12 protein-coding genes and 1 tRNA gene are annotated in these 14784 nt (G+C 50.0%); 7 read left to right on the top strand and 6 right to left on the bottom strand.

The window, feature by feature from the left end; all coding sequences use genetic code 11:
- Positions 1 to 466: 466 nt before the first annotated feature.
- The 6 genes from BUB38_RS13860 (at position 467) to BUB38_RS13835 (ending at position 5496) form a co-directional block, all read left to right on the top strand.
- Entirely contained in the window at positions 467 to 1930 is a 1464-nt protein-coding gene (locus BUB38_RS13860) for an amidophosphoribosyltransferase (protein ID WP_073161328.1), read from the top strand.
- 111 nt (positions 1931 to 2041) lie between these two features.
- Positions 2042 to 2446, top strand: a complete 405-nt coding sequence (locus BUB38_RS13855) for a hypothetical protein (RefSeq protein WP_139258464.1) — start codon at positions 2042 to 2044, stop codon at positions 2444 to 2446.
- Positions 2447 to 2468: 22 nt separating this feature from the next.
- Entirely contained in the window at positions 2469 to 3125 is a 657-nt protein-coding gene (locus BUB38_RS13850) for a hypothetical protein (RefSeq protein WP_073236150.1), read from the top strand.
- Positions 3126 to 3177: 52 nt separating this feature from the next.
- Positions 3178 to 4866 carry a M3 family oligoendopeptidase gene (locus BUB38_RS13845; protein ID WP_073161325.1) on the top strand — a complete coding sequence of 563 codons (1689 nt, stop codon included), beginning with the start codon at positions 3178 to 3180 and terminating at the stop codon, positions 4864 to 4866.
- Positions 4867 to 5012: 146 nt separating this feature from the next.
- Positions 5013 to 5097, top strand: a tRNA-Ser gene (locus tag BUB38_RS13840).
- A gap of 84 nt (positions 5098 to 5181) precedes the next feature.
- Complete coding sequence (locus tag BUB38_RS13835; protein ID WP_073161324.1) at positions 5182 to 5496, top strand: hypothetical protein; 315 nt, start codon at positions 5182 to 5184, stop codon at positions 5494 to 5496.
- A gap of 241 nt (positions 5497 to 5737) precedes the next feature.
- Here the strand turns inward: BUB38_RS13835 and BUB38_RS13830 are convergent, their stop codons facing one another.
- The 6 genes from BUB38_RS13830 to BUB38_RS13800 form a co-directional block, all read right to left on the bottom strand.
- A complete protein-coding gene (locus tag BUB38_RS13830) occupies positions 5738 to 6241 on the bottom strand; it encodes a PAS domain-containing protein (RefSeq protein ID WP_073161323.1) in 504 nt (167 codons plus the stop codon).
- Positions 6238 to 7611, bottom strand: coding sequence for a LamG-like jellyroll fold domain-containing protein (locus tag BUB38_RS13825; RefSeq protein WP_073161322.1), 1374 nt, complete (start codon positions 7609 to 7611; stop codon positions 6238 to 6240). The genes BUB38_RS13830 and BUB38_RS13825 overlap by 4 nt, the downstream gene beginning before the upstream one ends.
- A gap of 19 nt (positions 7612 to 7630) precedes the next feature.
- Positions 7631 to 8452, bottom strand: a complete 822-nt coding sequence (locus BUB38_RS13820) for a TIGR02147 family protein (RefSeq protein WP_073161321.1) — start codon at positions 8450 to 8452, stop codon at positions 7631 to 7633.
- 372 nt (positions 8453 to 8824) lie between these two features.
- On the bottom strand, positions 8825 to 10450 hold the full coding sequence (locus BUB38_RS13810) for a cellulase family glycosylhydrolase (protein WP_073161319.1): 1626 nt from the start codon (positions 10448 to 10450) through the stop codon (positions 8825 to 8827).
- A gap of 110 nt (positions 10451 to 10560) precedes the next feature.
- Positions 10561 to 11403 carry a TIGR03915 family putative DNA repair protein gene (locus BUB38_RS13805; RefSeq protein WP_073161318.1) on the bottom strand — a complete coding sequence of 281 codons (843 nt, stop codon included), beginning with the start codon at positions 11401 to 11403 and terminating at the stop codon, positions 10561 to 10563.
- Positions 11404 to 11511: 108 nt separating this feature from the next.
- Complete coding sequence (locus BUB38_RS13800) at positions 11512 to 12783, bottom strand: putative DNA modification/repair radical SAM protein (RefSeq protein ID WP_073161317.1); 1272 nt, start codon at positions 12781 to 12783, stop codon at positions 11512 to 11514.
- A 258-nt stretch (positions 12784 to 13041) separates the two neighbouring features.
- Between BUB38_RS13800 and BUB38_RS13795 the strand changes: the two genes are divergently transcribed.
- A complete protein-coding gene (locus BUB38_RS13795) occupies positions 13042 to 14601 on the top strand; it encodes a LamG-like jellyroll fold domain-containing protein (protein ID WP_073161316.1) in 1560 nt (519 codons plus the stop codon).
- Positions 14602 to 14784: the final 183 nt, after the last annotated feature.

The raw sequence follows: 14784 nt of genomic DNA, 5'->3' as shown, positions 1-14784 counted from the left end.
CCGCAAGGAAATGGAGGAGCGTCGTAGACTGGACGCGATTTCTACCCGCAAGTACACCGAAGAGCTGATCAAACAGCAGGAAGAGGAAATCGCAGCTAACAGGCAGGAGCTTGAAGCCGAAAAAGCCCGTGCCGACAAATATGCCGCAATCCTCAGACAACACGGCCTGCTGTAAAAGTCAATAAAGTACCCCGTTCACTTGAACGGGGTTTATCTTTTCGTAACGAAAAACACGAAAGCAAATTTTTTTTGAACGGCTTTCATCGTCTTGTAGATACTGCTTAAAATTTCTGGCGAGCATTTTCCCCAATTGTGAAAATTGCTTGATTTTTTGGGGAAGCGGTCTTGATTATTCATTTTTTGTAAAGGTCCAAACATATTTTTTCATATTCTTGCAGTACAAATAATGAAAAGTTTTATAAGATTTCTATCTTTTCGGCGTAAAATCCCCGACTAAGGAGTCTTTATGGGCGGCTTTTGTGGCGTTATTTCCAAGAACGATTGCGTAACGGATCTGTTCTTCGGTACAGACTATCACTCACATCTCGGTACTCATCGCGGCGGTCTGGCTGTTCTGAAGGCCGATGGTAATTTCCATCGTTCCATCCACAACATCCAGAACACCCCGTTCCGCAGCAAGTTCGAAAACGACTTGGCCAAGTTCGCCGGCAACGTGGGCCTGGGCGTTATTTCCGATACCGACCCCCAGCCCCTGGTCATGACCTGCAAGCATGGCACTTTCGCCCTGGTCACCGTAGGTCTCATTTCCAACATCGAAGATCTTAAGAACGAGCTGTTCCAGAACAACTGCATGCAGCTCCAGTATTCTACCACCAGCGGTATGGTTGGCCCTACCGAAGTGGTTTCCGCATTGATCGCCACCCAGGATTCCATTGTTGCAGGTCTCAACTACGTGCAGCAGAAGATTAAGGGTAGCTGCTCCGTTCTCGTCATGGACAGCAACGGCAAGTTCTACGCCTCCCGCGACAAGTGGGGCCGTACTCCCATCATCGTGGGCAAGAAGGACGGTTCCGTCATCGCCGTGCAGGAAAGCTGCGCCCTGCCCAACTTGGGCTACGACCACCTCCGCGACCTGGGTCCGGGCGAAATCGCCGAGCTCACCCCCGATGGAATCAACACCCTGGTTGAACCGGGCAAGAAGATGGCCATCTGCTCCTTCCTGTGGGTTTACTACGGCTATCCGGCATCTGCCTACGAAGGCCGCAATGTGGAAATGACCCGCTACCGTTGCGGTTCCGCACTTGCAAAGCGCACTCCTACCGAAGCCGACGCCGCCTGCGGTATTCCCGACTCCGGCACATCCCACGCCCTGGGTTACGCTCACGAAGCAGGCATCAAGTTCGCACGTCCCTTCGTCAAGTACACTCCCACATGGGCACGTTCCTTTATGCCTCAGGACCAGCGCCAGCGCGAACATGTGGCATCCATGAAGCTGATTCCCATTCCGGGCCTCATCGACAACAAGCGCCTGGTGTTCTGCGACGACTCCATCGTCCGCGGTACCCAGCTGGGCAAGCAGGCCGAAAAGCTTTACTCCATGGGCTGTAAGGAAACCCACATGCGTATTGCATGTCCTCCCCTGGTTTACCCCTGTAAGTTCATCAACTTCTCCCGTTCCAAGAGCGTGTACGACCTGATTACCCGCCGCTACATCCGCGAAAAGGAAGGCGAGAACGCCGATCTGGACAAGTACACCAACCCGGATTCCCCGGAATACAAGGAAATGGTGGACTACATCCGTCGCAACTTGAACCTGACCACCTTGGCCTTCCAGCGCATCGACGATCTTATCCAGGCTATCGGCCTGCCGGAAGATCAGCTCTGCACCTTCTGCTGGACCGGCAAGGACTACGCAGAAACGGGCGACTGCTACCACTGCCCCTGCCACGCTGAAGAAGAAAAGAAGTAATTCAGAATCCTTCGGCGAGCTTAGGCTGCCTAAAGAAATTGTCCGGACCTTTTTGCGGTTCGGACTTTTTTATATTGACAACAAGTTCATTTGATACGATATAGGGATGGTATGGTTTCACGTTTTATTAAAAAATATGCGGTACCCGTTACGATAACCCTTATGGGCCTCTCCTTTTTGTGGGATTGCTCCGGCAATGGCTCCACCGATTCGGGCGAACAGGCGGAATATCCCTTCACCATCACCCTTGAAAATCAGACCAAGGGTACGGCCTTTATTGTCTACATGGTAGATGAGGATTCCGATACCACGTATACTTATTCCAACCCGGCCAAGGATGGCAAGGTGGATTACAACATCCAGAAAAACACTTTCGAAAAGGATGTGAAGCAGGTGGTGTTCACATCGGGCATCCAGTTCACGGTGTACGCCAAATACGACAAACTGATCAACCATTCCACCACCCTGATTATCCAGAACGACGACGGCGATGGATACGTTGTCACCAAGAAGTAGGGTTTTGTATATTTGGGGCCGTATGAAATTCAGATTTTCCTTAACCATTTCGTTGGCCGCCCTGGTGGTTCTGTCATTGTTCGGCTGCGCCGTGACCCGCAAGATCAGCGCCGCCGACATCCTTTCCAAGACCAAGCTGGAATTTAACGCCCTGACCCTGGATTCCGTAAGCATCAACAAGGATTTGTTCCCCAAGCAGGGGCTGTTTAACGGCTTTTTGCCCAACCCCCAGGTGGTGGCGCTCGTTCAGGATTTCGCCAAGGGCAAGCTGGAAAAGGAACTGGGAACTCTGGGACTTTCCGCCGAAGTGATTGCCAAGAATCAAGGTACCGATACTTTGTGGATTCGGGATTTACAAGCTACCCTGAAACTGGATACGCTAATGGAACTGCCTATTTCGCTGAAGGATTCCATCAAGATGGTTCCCGGCAGCAATAATTTGACGGTGACCACCACCATGCCCATCGACCGACGGATTTTCTGGCTGAAGGATGTTTCACTGATCAACATGAAGGGCGTTCTGACAGTGGCCCTGGATGTAGACGGTGAATCGGTCCCCCTGGAATTTGATATTGACCGCCCGGTCTCCCAGGAAGAAAAGACCGCCCTTATGGATAACGTCAGGAACACCATATTGAACAACGTGGTGAACAACTGGATGGGGGCCATCCAGAAATGATCGCACACAACGAGATGCTATTTTTTATAGAAAATAAGGATTGATGTAGAATATGAAACGCGAATTTGTACCCGAGAATTTTAACGTAGACAACACCAAGGAAGTGGAAGCTTTGTTCCAGCAGCTGCTGGACGAGAACGTCGCCAGCACCGCCGATGCCCTGCGCGCCTGGATCATGAAGTGGAGCGAACTGGGTTCCGTATTGCAGGAAGTGAGCTGCCGCCGCTATGTGGCCATGACCGTAAACACCAAGGACGAAGAGGCCGCCAAGGCTTACGAAAGTTTCGTAGAGAACGTGGACCCCATCGCCAACGAGTTTGACGACAAGCTGAACAAGAAGCTGATGGCCCATCCGGCCAAGGACCAGCTGAAGGGCGAATTCGGCGTATGGTTCAAGAGCGTCCAGCTTTCCCTGGATTTGTTCAGCCCCGAGAATATTCCCCTGGAAACTGAAGAAGTGAAGGCCGTGCAGGCATACCAGAAGATTACCGGTGGTATGAGCGTGGAATTCGATGGCAAGGTCCAGACCATGCAGCAGTTGGGAACCTATCTGGAACGTACCGACCGCGATATCCGCGAAAAGGCCTGGCGCACCACCTGGGAACGCCGCATGCAGGACAAGGAGGCCCTGGACAAGTCCTTCGACGAACTGTTCTCCATCCGCAACAAGATTGCGAAGAACGCCCACTGCAAGGACTACATTGACTTTATCTACATGGCCAAGCGCCGCGATTACACCCCCAAGCATTGCAAGGACTTCCACGAAAGCGTAGAGAAGCTGGTGCTCCCCCTGCTGAAGGAAATCTACAAGAAGCGAGCCGCCAAGATGGGCCTGGCAAGGCTCCGCCCCTGGGACCTGGCCGTAGACCCGCTGAATCGCGAACCTCTGAAGCCTTATAAGACCGGCGAAGAGCTGATCGAGAAGGTTGACCAGATTTTTGAAAGCATCCACCCGCAGGCCGGCAAGTGGGCCCGCCAGATGCAGGCCCAGAAACTGATCGACCCGGATTCCCGTCTGGGCAAGGCTCCGGGCGGCTACCAGATCGGTTTTGACGAATCCCGTCTGCCCTTCATCTTTATGAATTCCGCAGGTACGGACCGCGACATTTATACGCTGCTCCATGAATCGGGCCATTCCTTCCATCAGTTCGGCCTGGCAGGCCAGCCTATTCTCGCCTACCGCGACGTTCCTTCGGAATTTGCAGAAGTGGCCAGCATGAGCATGGAGCTGATCGGCATGTCTAACTTGAAGCCCTTCTATGGCGACGACACCGAATCCATGGCACGCAGTATCGAGGGCGAATTGGAAGACGTTATCTGGCTGTTCCCCTGGGTGGCCAGCATCGATAGCTTCCAGCACGAGCTTTACAGCCGTCCCAACCATACCGCCGCCGACCGCGAAGCCATCTGGGCAGGCATCATGGACCGCTATGACGCCGGCGTCGACTATACCGGCCTGGAAAAGTTCCGCAACAACATGTGGCAGAAGCAGCTGCACCTGTTCGAATGCCCCTTCTACTACATCGAATATGGTATCGCCCAGCTGGGCGCCCTGCAGGTGTGGGCAAACTTCAAGAAGGACCCGCAAAAGGCCATCGACGACCTGTTCAAGGCGGAAAGCCTGGGCTACAGCGTAACCGTGCCCGAAATGTTCAAGGCTGCAAACATCAATTTTGACTTTACAGCCAAGACAATCGAGCCTTTGATGAAGGTGGTCTGGGACGAACTGAGCAAGTTCTAGACGGGATTAGAACGATTTTTTGTCGAAAAAGTGTGATTTGGAGAGTTTATCCAAAAAAAATTCAACTTTTTTCAAAAAAATCAAAAAAAATGCGCCAACACCCTTGACAAGTGTCAAAAATAAATGTATAATTGGCGCACATCCTTGGAGGGATGGCCGAGTGGTTGAAGGCGCACGCTTGGAAAGCGTGTTTACCTCGCGGTAACGAGGGTTCGAATCCCTCTCCCTCTTCTAAAAACAAAACTTCTCAAATGTTTTGGAAAAAGCATTTGAGAATTTTTTGTAGGAACACAAACCTTAACTTGAGGTACTAAGATGGCTGACGATCAGAGAGTTTATCTTGACGACATTTACGCAAGTGAAGAATGTCAGGGTTCTGTCTTCCGCGCTGTTGTGATGATGGCTCAGGAAGCACGCTTCATCAACAAGCAGGCTGGCCAGGGTTACATTCAGTTGACCAAGAAGCCGACCACCATCGCCATGTACAAGTTCAAGGAAGGCAAGCTCACCATTTCTGAAAAGAAGGCTGCACAGGCCGAAGCTGAAGTGGAAGCCGCAGAAGAAATCGAAATGACCGCAGAAAACACCGCACAGGTGAGCGCTGCAGCAGACGACGCCTTCGGCGAATAATTTGAGCCAACAGCTTAAGTTCCTAGAAAAATTAAAAAGAACGATTCGAAAGGATCGTTCTTTTTTTTGCTCTTTTTATTGCCCCTTATCCGTTTAACGGACCCGCCCGACGAACCCCCATAAAAAGTTCACAAAAAAAAGCGACCGATCGGACACCCCCAAATGGATCCGACCGGTCACCCCTACGCAAAACCTCCTATCCCCTTTCCTTCCTAACCAGTCCTCCTAACCGGTCCTCCTATCACACCTGGGCACAGCGGATTGCGTAAGCTTCTGGATATTCGCGAGCAGCGCACTGGTCGCATACTCGACGGAAACGAACCTCGTTAGCAGACTCCACGCGGATCTGACTACCGCAGTGAGCACATCTAGCAAGGAACACACGACTTTCAACAAAGGCGGCAGGGGCAGCAACCACGGGCGAAGTCGCAGAAACACGATGGACAGAAACATCGTATCGCAGTTCGCCGTCACCATCCTGGCGCAGATGAGTAAAGAGTTTGCAGCAGAAGCTGCGCCCCTTACGGTTTTTCATGCGCAAGACAGTGCTGGGCTGCATCTGGGAATTGACATAGTTTTCCCAGTCTTTGGCATTGCGGCACAGATCCGTTACGTAATGCCATTCGATTTCGCCCTCTTCAAAGCCAAACATGCGGCAAAAGCGCTTGTTGGCCTTGATGAGCCTGCCATGACGATTGGCCTCGAAATAGGCCTGCTCCACCGAACCTTTTCTTTCGTCAATCATAATTGTCCTCCTAACCTTTTATAATACCTGTAAAGTACTTCTGCAGATGATATTTCCTTAAACCCAAAACGTACATCATCCATTTCGAAGTCCAGCCCGTCACCGCCAATATAGAGCGGCTTGGAAATGTTTTCCATCCAACGGAGGCCCGTGTCAATACGACCCGTCAACACCCCATTCTGATAAATCTTCGCAATGCCTCGCCTCCAGGTGAGCACCACATAAATCCATTCGCCAGCCGGCACAGCACGCTGAGAGACCGCCATGTACCCGCAGGTGGGATTATTGACATTCACCGAGTAGAACGCCAGCCTAGGCTCAACTGCACCGCATTTTCCGCTAATTAGGGAAACACCGATCATTTCTTCAATGTAATCGTCGCCCCGCTTGCTCAAGACATTCTTCTGGAACTCACCTACCGCAAAAGCCTCAGGATTGTTGAACTTGAAGAAGCCTTCAATAGACAGTTCCGTCAGGGAATCCACATCCAGGAAACCGCTGGTATCTACAGCAGCATAATCAGAAGCCACGAAGCGGATTGCCTTGCCATCGACACCTTCGGTAAATTCAGGCTCATACAGGAAGACCGTCTCGGTCTCGTGCCCCATATCATCCAGAAGGTAGTAGCCGGTTCCGGAATCAGAAGGCAACGCAAGCACAGAATCCATAGTCCACACATACTGAATCTTATAGTCCACATCGATCATGGGGAGCGTAATTTCAGAAACGCCATTATAAGACACGCCTTTAGAATTTACGGACACATCAACCGGCTCGGAGTGAACGATACCCCTGGGGAGCGGACCGTTCAGCCAGTAGGAATCACCTTCCAGCACAAGGGTGTATTCCGCATCATCAAAGCGTTCACGATCCGGCGAAGAAACGGTCAAATTATAGGTTCCCAACGGCAGATTGCTCAAGACAAAGTACCCGGTAGGCTTCACAGAAGAAACCCAATCCGTGCCCGGAATTCCGACCTTGGCGTCCTCCGGACTGGAAACACCATCCAAAACCAGATTGCCCTGAATCGTCTTGACCGTGGTCATCTTGGAACTCAGTTTCAGATCCGAACCGGTGTACACAAAAGTCTCGTATACGGCCAGTCCAGCCTTATGAGAAGACAGGACGTACTCTCCATATTCCTTGATGCTAAAGCCAAAAGCGCCATTTTCATCAGTCGTATCAACAAACAGCTGGTCAGACTTAGCACTGTGACGGGCGTGAATAACGACATTTCTTGCAAAATTTCCATCAGCGGCGACGAGGACTCCAGAAACGGAATTGGTTTCTTCACTGACACCGCCGGCTGTTTCAACCGGGCTGCATCCGCAAAGGAGCATCACAAGCGAAAATAAGAAAATCAAAAACATCTTCACAAAGCTACCCCTCCTATTTAGCAGGCTTCGTAAGCGGAAACAACTGCAAGTTAAGGCGGTAGATTCGATCATCATCGTCATCTTCCATGACAATGGCGGCGATGCGTCTACGGAAATCGGCAATTTCATTCTTGATACGGAAAAAGCCTTCCTTGGATATACCGATTGTCATGCCAGACACATCTCGTTCGTCCATCGAAACCTGATCCAGGGACTTTACAGCAAGATCGCCCATTTGACGATGCATTTCTCGGATCGCCATGCTTTCCCCGTCACGGATTCCCGTGGTAACGGACTTCGACGACTTCTGATACTCACCTTTTTCATCTTTCTGGAGCAAACCGGTCTTCACAAGAAGATCCAGGGACTGCTTCACACTCTGGGCATCCGCAGGAAACACGCACTGTCCCGCCATCTTGGTGGGGGAAGCGCCGTGCATCCTGGGAGCCATCTCACGAAGGACCGGATTCAGCCAGTCTTCGTAGTAAACGTAAGCCTCCTCCCCCATAACTTCCATGGAGTTGTCCTTTGCGAGGGCACGCATGGAGTTATAAAGACTACGTTTGATCAGAGAATCCTTGGTCTGGTCAAAATTGACCATCAGACGGAAGTACTGCAGTTCGACACCGGCAAGGCCGATAGCGGCAGCAACTCGTTCCGTCCCCACATCACTAAGGTTAGCTTTACCGTCGCACACCAACTTAAGGAACACGGGCGACGAATATCCGGCAGCCTTAGCAAAGTCACGCCAGGTAAAACCAGAACGCGCCTTGCGTTCCTGGTAATAATCGCGCAGATAATCGCGATAGCTGACGTATTCCAAGACCTGTTTCATGTTATGATGAATATAGTTTCGTATCAAAAGGATTCAAATATTTATGATACAAAATTAGCTTATTTTTTTCGTATTACAAGAACCAATCTAAGGTTTTCATACATTTCAAGCATTTTTATGATACAAATGTTGCAAAAATACGTGATACACAACACGATGTTAAAACTTCAGAACCAATTAGGCAAAATCGCGATAGAAAAACCTATGATACAAAAGCGAAGATACAATGCTAACGGTACAATGCAAACCATACAATGCAGACAATACAACGCAAACAATACAACGCAAACAATACAACGCTAACGCAACAAGAAATCCCGCCAGCACACGCCGACGGGATCCGCATTCAAAATTTCCTAGTATCAGGAATCGCTATCCGAGCTTAACTTCCTTGACCACAAGGATGCCACCTCGTTCGGTCTTAGGATACTGACGCATACCTTCGCCACCCTTGCCACGGTCCAGAACTTCAAGAAGTTCACCCTTGGTAGAGTACAGGTGCAGTTCCCAAGGAACGTTGGGAGAATTGAAATAGCCGGAATTTTTCTGCACATTGCGCTGGAATGATCGATTTAGACGATCCGCCACGCTACGAGCCTGAACTAGGCTGATATCAGCAAGGCTCCAGGAAGTGGGAACGCCACCCATATCGAAAATCAGCAGTGCTTCGGGGTCAGACTCTTCCTTCATGGTAAACTTCCAGCTAAAGTTCTGCCAGCTGGTACTCAAGTCCAGGATACGTCCATTTGCATAGGGCGTATATTCGTCAGAGTCCTTCTTGATATTCACATGGAGAGTACGGGGCTTGTCGGCCTTGGCTCGCATGCTAAAAACATAGGTAACGCCATGACGCATAGACAGGCGCTGCTTGAACTGCAGATTCCAGGATTCCTTGCCAGCCTTCTTGATTACGAAGTTTGCGGCACCATCCTTTACAGAAACCTCGGCCTTACCGCCCCAGAAGTCCGTCACCCAGCCAGACAAAGCCTCTTCAGAAGAAAACTCACCATTCTGGATCAAGTTCGTCCCCACAGAAAGGGAGCCAGTCACATAATCCTTGTTCTGGATAAAATTGGGAATAATGCTGGTATTCTGGATACCGTTGGGGCTATCCAGACAGATTTCCTTACCCCAGCCAACCAGGGTATTTACAGAACCATGGATCGTCATATCCATTTCGGGGCTATCGAAGTTACCGGGGCCCCAGCTCCATGCCAACCAGCCAATGTCCAGACGTTCCGCTTCCGACATAATCAGCTTATAGGGAATCTCCTTGGCGCCACCTACGGCAACAGGAGCAAATTCACCCACAACCAAGGGCAACTTCTTGTCGACAGAAGCCTTAAGGACTCCACGGACGCGGTCTTCGACGGTTGCATACCCTGTAGTTTCTGGATTATGAAGTTCCGAAGGCCACCACATATGGATCGAGAAAAGCAAATTATGTTCAGGATCAGCCTGTAAAAGCCTCGGCCCCACTTCCAGCAAGTTCTTTTCGCTCTGGCCCCACATATCAGCATCAATCATGATGGGAATGCGGATACCGGCAGCACGCATCTTGGTAACGATGGTGTTGTACGCCAGGAAGAAGTCTTCGGCAGGCACAACCTCATCACCAGGTTCATTACCGACATTGATAATCAGGTACTGCTGGTGGTTGGCGATCACCTGCATCATTTCTTCGCTGAGCCAGTAATCCAAAGCTTCGGGGAGTTTTTCCCAGTTACCGGTGGTATCATGAATTTCGGGAATGGGAATCATACCGTTGGCAATGCAGAGACCAATGATATTATCCAAATCACTCACTCGGCCACGGGTGTTCCAGACAATGCGCACACAATTGGCACCGGTCTTCGCGATTTCAGGAATGGTCTTTCCTTCGCGATCAGTCCAGATGAACATGTGGTTTACGCCACGTAAGATAGTCTTTTCGTTGTCTTTGCTGTAAAGGTAGCGATCCTGTACAAAAAATCCCGGTTTTGCAGACGCCATAGTCATTACGCATTTTCTCCATTAATTCTTATCCAAAAGAAAGATACAATTATTTGACTGAAATAGGCTTCTGTGTTAAAAATTATACCATTATCCGGAGAAATTCGCTCAACAAATCAAAAACTAGCCAGACGCGCCAGGGAATTCGCCTTGGCCACGTTCGACGGCAACGAAACCTGCGGTGGAGAATGAGCCGAAAGTTGATTGGCAAAATCCCTTTCGGGCATATGCTTCCAATAATGCACCGGTAGGCACCGCCGCAACAACCGCGGATTCTCGCGTTCCTTGATAGATATGGCGTTATAATAGTCCTTCCACAATTGGGTTATGGCATCAGGCGGCAAGCCCGCCTTCAGGGCCTTCAAATTGGGAATGGTAACCTCCTGAGGAGAACGCCCATCGTAATAGACACCATAATTTCGCCTTGAATCGTAAATTGCCCAGCGCTCGTTCACAAAACGCCGCAGAAAATGGTCCGTCAACAACGTCACGATATCGTACTTCGGCTCAATTTCCGCAAAGTAACAGCCGTCGTCCGTTTTAGAAAAACGGACCATGCCGCGCATGTCGCCGATTTCTCGGCGGACGGCCTGGGCAATCTTGTACAGCGGGAGCATTTCAGCCGACGCAATATTCTTACCATAATTCGGATCAAGGCCCGCAAACAGCTTACGCAGGTAGGAGAGCATCTGCATTTCAACGCCCTCCACCTCGGAACGGAACACCACATCCAACATCCACAGCACATCTTCGCTGGCGGCATTCACAATGGCCCGTTTCAGACGTCGGGCAGAATCTTCGGACGTTTCCACCCAGAAAGGCTGCATAAACAAGTCCGCATCCTCCCCCGCCCTACGGTCAGGCGTAATGTTCCCCACCACCAGGCGCTGGCGGTAGATTTCGAACACAACACTAAGGAATCCATCAAAAGTCGAATCGTAAGAAATATTAAGAGACATTATATCTAGCCACTAAAAGTTAAAGGTTCATAAAACAGATTTTCCAAGACAGTCCCATTGAAACTTGCTTACTGGGGCAGGCTTACAGAGACAAACTCAGAGATAAGCTTACGCATGAGCTGGCAGCATCGCTGGCCTAGAGTCCAGGGCGTCGAACATATTCAATTGCAGAGGCTGCGACGGCCCCACCAACAACGGGCGCACCATCTCAGGGTAAAGCCGGCGTAAACTGGCAGGCGTATCCGGATGGTAGATGAAGTACTTGGCCCGCTTCATGACCACCCCCATCTTCTTCAGCTGTTCCAGACGGATTTTACAGAACCTCCGGCCATTGGCAATAAGGTTTGCGGATTTAACTCCGATACCCGGCACCCGCAAAAGCATTTCGTAGTCCGCAGTCTGAATGTCGATAGGGAACATTTCCGGATGTCGCAAGGCCCAGGCCACCTTCGGATCTAGGTCCAGATCAAGATTAGGATGGGCCTCATCGAGAATCTCGTTATACTGAAACTTGTAGAAACGCATAAGCCAGTCAGCCTGGTACAGACGATGTTCACGGACCAGAGGCGGCTTGGTGGTTATAACGGGCAACCTCTTATCGGCATTGATAGGAACGTAGCCCGAAAAATAAACGCGTTTCATCTGCTGTTGCATATAGAAACCGTTAGACAAAGTCAGTATCTGAAAATCCGTTTCGCCAGACGCCCCCACAATCATCTGGGTCGTCTGCCCCGCAGGCAGGAACTTCGGGCTATAACGGGACACGCCCTTCCCTGGATTGTATTCCAGTTTGCGCTCTGCCAGATAGTTCATGGGGCGATACACCGACGCATGATTCTTTTCGGGCGCCAGGTACTGCAGGGCCTTATCCGACGGGATCTCAATATTCACGCTACTTCGGTCAGCATAGAGTCCCGCTTCGTGCAGTAACGCTTCGGAAGCCCCCGGGATGGATTTTAGATGGATGTAACCGCCAAAACGATGGACAGTCCTCAGTTCCTTTGCCACCTTGATGAGCATTTCCATGGTAGCGTCAGGGCTCCCCACCACGGCGGAACTGAGGAACAAGCCCTCGATATAGTTACGTTTGTAGAATTCCAGCGTCAGGTCGATCAATTCCTTAGGCGTAAAAGTCGCCCTGGGAATATCATTGGAACGACGGTTGACGCAATAGGCGCAATCATACTTGCAGGCATTGCTCATTAACACCTTCAAAAGGGAAATGCAACGGCCGTCCGCCGCCCATGTATGGCAAATACCCGCCTGGCAGGCATTCCCCATCCCGCCCTTGGGAGTGTTCCTATTGGAACCGCTAGACGAACACGAAACATCGTATTTCGCCGCATCCGCCAAAATGTTCAACTTTTCCCTTACGTCCATTATAATTGCCCGCAAAAAACAAATGCACTTTTGTACACCATTTAATATAATAACTAGTGCTCAAAAAAGCAAGTCGTAGTTTTCAATTCAATTCATAAAAAATCAAATATTTCCGTGATTAATGTCATCATATTTCAGCACGTAGCCCTTTTAACACTTTCCACCCTTTTTTTAGAGTGTAAGTTTTATGTATATTTTACGGCGGATGACATGAATTTCCCAACAGGACAACAGAACTCATTTGGATTGGAGTAAAGAATGAAGAAGTTCCTAGTACCGGTCGCCGCAGCATTGAGCCTTATGGCCTGCTCCGACGTAAACGATTCTATCGCCAACAATAGTCAACCCAGCCAAACATTCGTCGCAACTCCCAGCGCCCTCTGGAAACAGTTGGAAACGGATGGTGTCAGCGAATATTTTGAAAGCAATGGTGTACTCCATACCGGTGAAACATCCATCCAGACTAATTTAAATTGCAAGAACAGCCTCCACATCGACGAATACACTCTGCTTCTCGATGAAATGGAAGGCATTTATAGAGAAGGAACCCTTGTAGACGGCGTCTGCGGCAAGGGCGTCGCCCTCGCATCCGGTGAAGTCGCTCCCCTCACCATTAACATGGTCGACGAAATGTCCAAGGGCACCATCGAATTCTGGTTCAAGCCAGCAGAAGATTTCTTCAACCTGGACAGAACCCTCCTGGGTAACGACGAAGCACGCATCCACTTCTTCGTCATGAACAACCTGCTCGTATTCCAGAAAAATCACGCCGACAAGCATTATTACGTCATGGGTCCCGCCAAATTCAAGAAAGGCTGGAACAAGATCGCCGGCCAGTGGGGTGACGGCTACCTGAGCGTCTGGATGAACGACGAGCTGGTGGCAAAGATTGCCCATACAGAAGGCTACAAGCCCTCTAACCGCGGTAAGCCTTTCGGCAACTTGCTAGTCGCCGGTTACAAGAGTTCCTGCTGCATGGAAGGACCCGGTATGTATAGCCCCCTGACAACCAGCGGCGCATACGACCAGATTCGCATTTCCATCATCCCCCGCTACAAGAACGAAGGTTCCATAGAAGACAAGGATGAAGAAATTTCCTCCAGCAGCGAAGAAGTGATCATCGAAGAATCTTCCAGCAGCGAAGAAGTGATCGTCGAGGATTCCTCTAGCAGTGAAAAAGTGATCATCGAGGAATCCTCCAGCAGCGAAGATGTAATCGTCGAAGAATCCTCCAGCAGCGAAAATTCCGATGACGACATCATCTTCTTTGAAGACTTCGACAGCGGAAAGAACTACGGAGTCACACTCATTGAAGGCGAAAGCGGTATGGCGGCAAGCCTGGAATACGGGCAAAAAATCGTATTGGCGGCCTTAGACGAAAAAATTCCCCGGGGTACTTTTGAATTTTCATTCAAGCCCGGCGAACAGTTCGAATCCATGTACAAGGCAGCCCTGGTCGGAACCGACGAAAGCCGAATGACCATCCTGAAAGTCAACGATCAGTTGGTATTCTACAAGAATTTGCCTGACAGCTATATCAAGGTTAGCGGTAAGTACACCTTCAAGGAAGGCTGGAACAAGATAGCCGCCCAGTGGGACGGCACCTCCATTTCCCTGTATGTCAATGGGGAACTGATTGGCGAAACCGCCACCACCACGGTCTACACACCCTCTACAAGAGGAACATACTATGCCGCCTATGGCAATTCAATCCTGGTGGGCTATAAAAGTTACTGCTGTACTTCTGACGGAGAAGGCAGTGCCTACACTTCTGGAAGTTTCGACAACATCCTCGTAACCTCCAAGTTGCTCTACTAACCGCACAAAAAAAATTTTAACGCCTGCGCAATATTCAACGCAGGCGTTTTTCGTTTTTAGGGAGCATCCCTCCCAAATTTCAAAATATTTATGTTTTTTTTGTAACATTCCCGAAAAAATTCAATTTTTATGTCAACGATAGACTAAATTTGGCACGATGTCCGAGAGGTGTAAAGTACAGGG

Source organism: Fibrobacter sp. UWH5, assembly GCF_900142505.1.
Classification (GTDB): Bacteria; Fibrobacterota; Fibrobacteria; order Fibrobacterales; family Fibrobacteraceae; genus Fibrobacter.
Note: the sequence above shows the minus strand (reverse complement) of the source record. Positions and strands in the feature narration are given on the sequence as shown.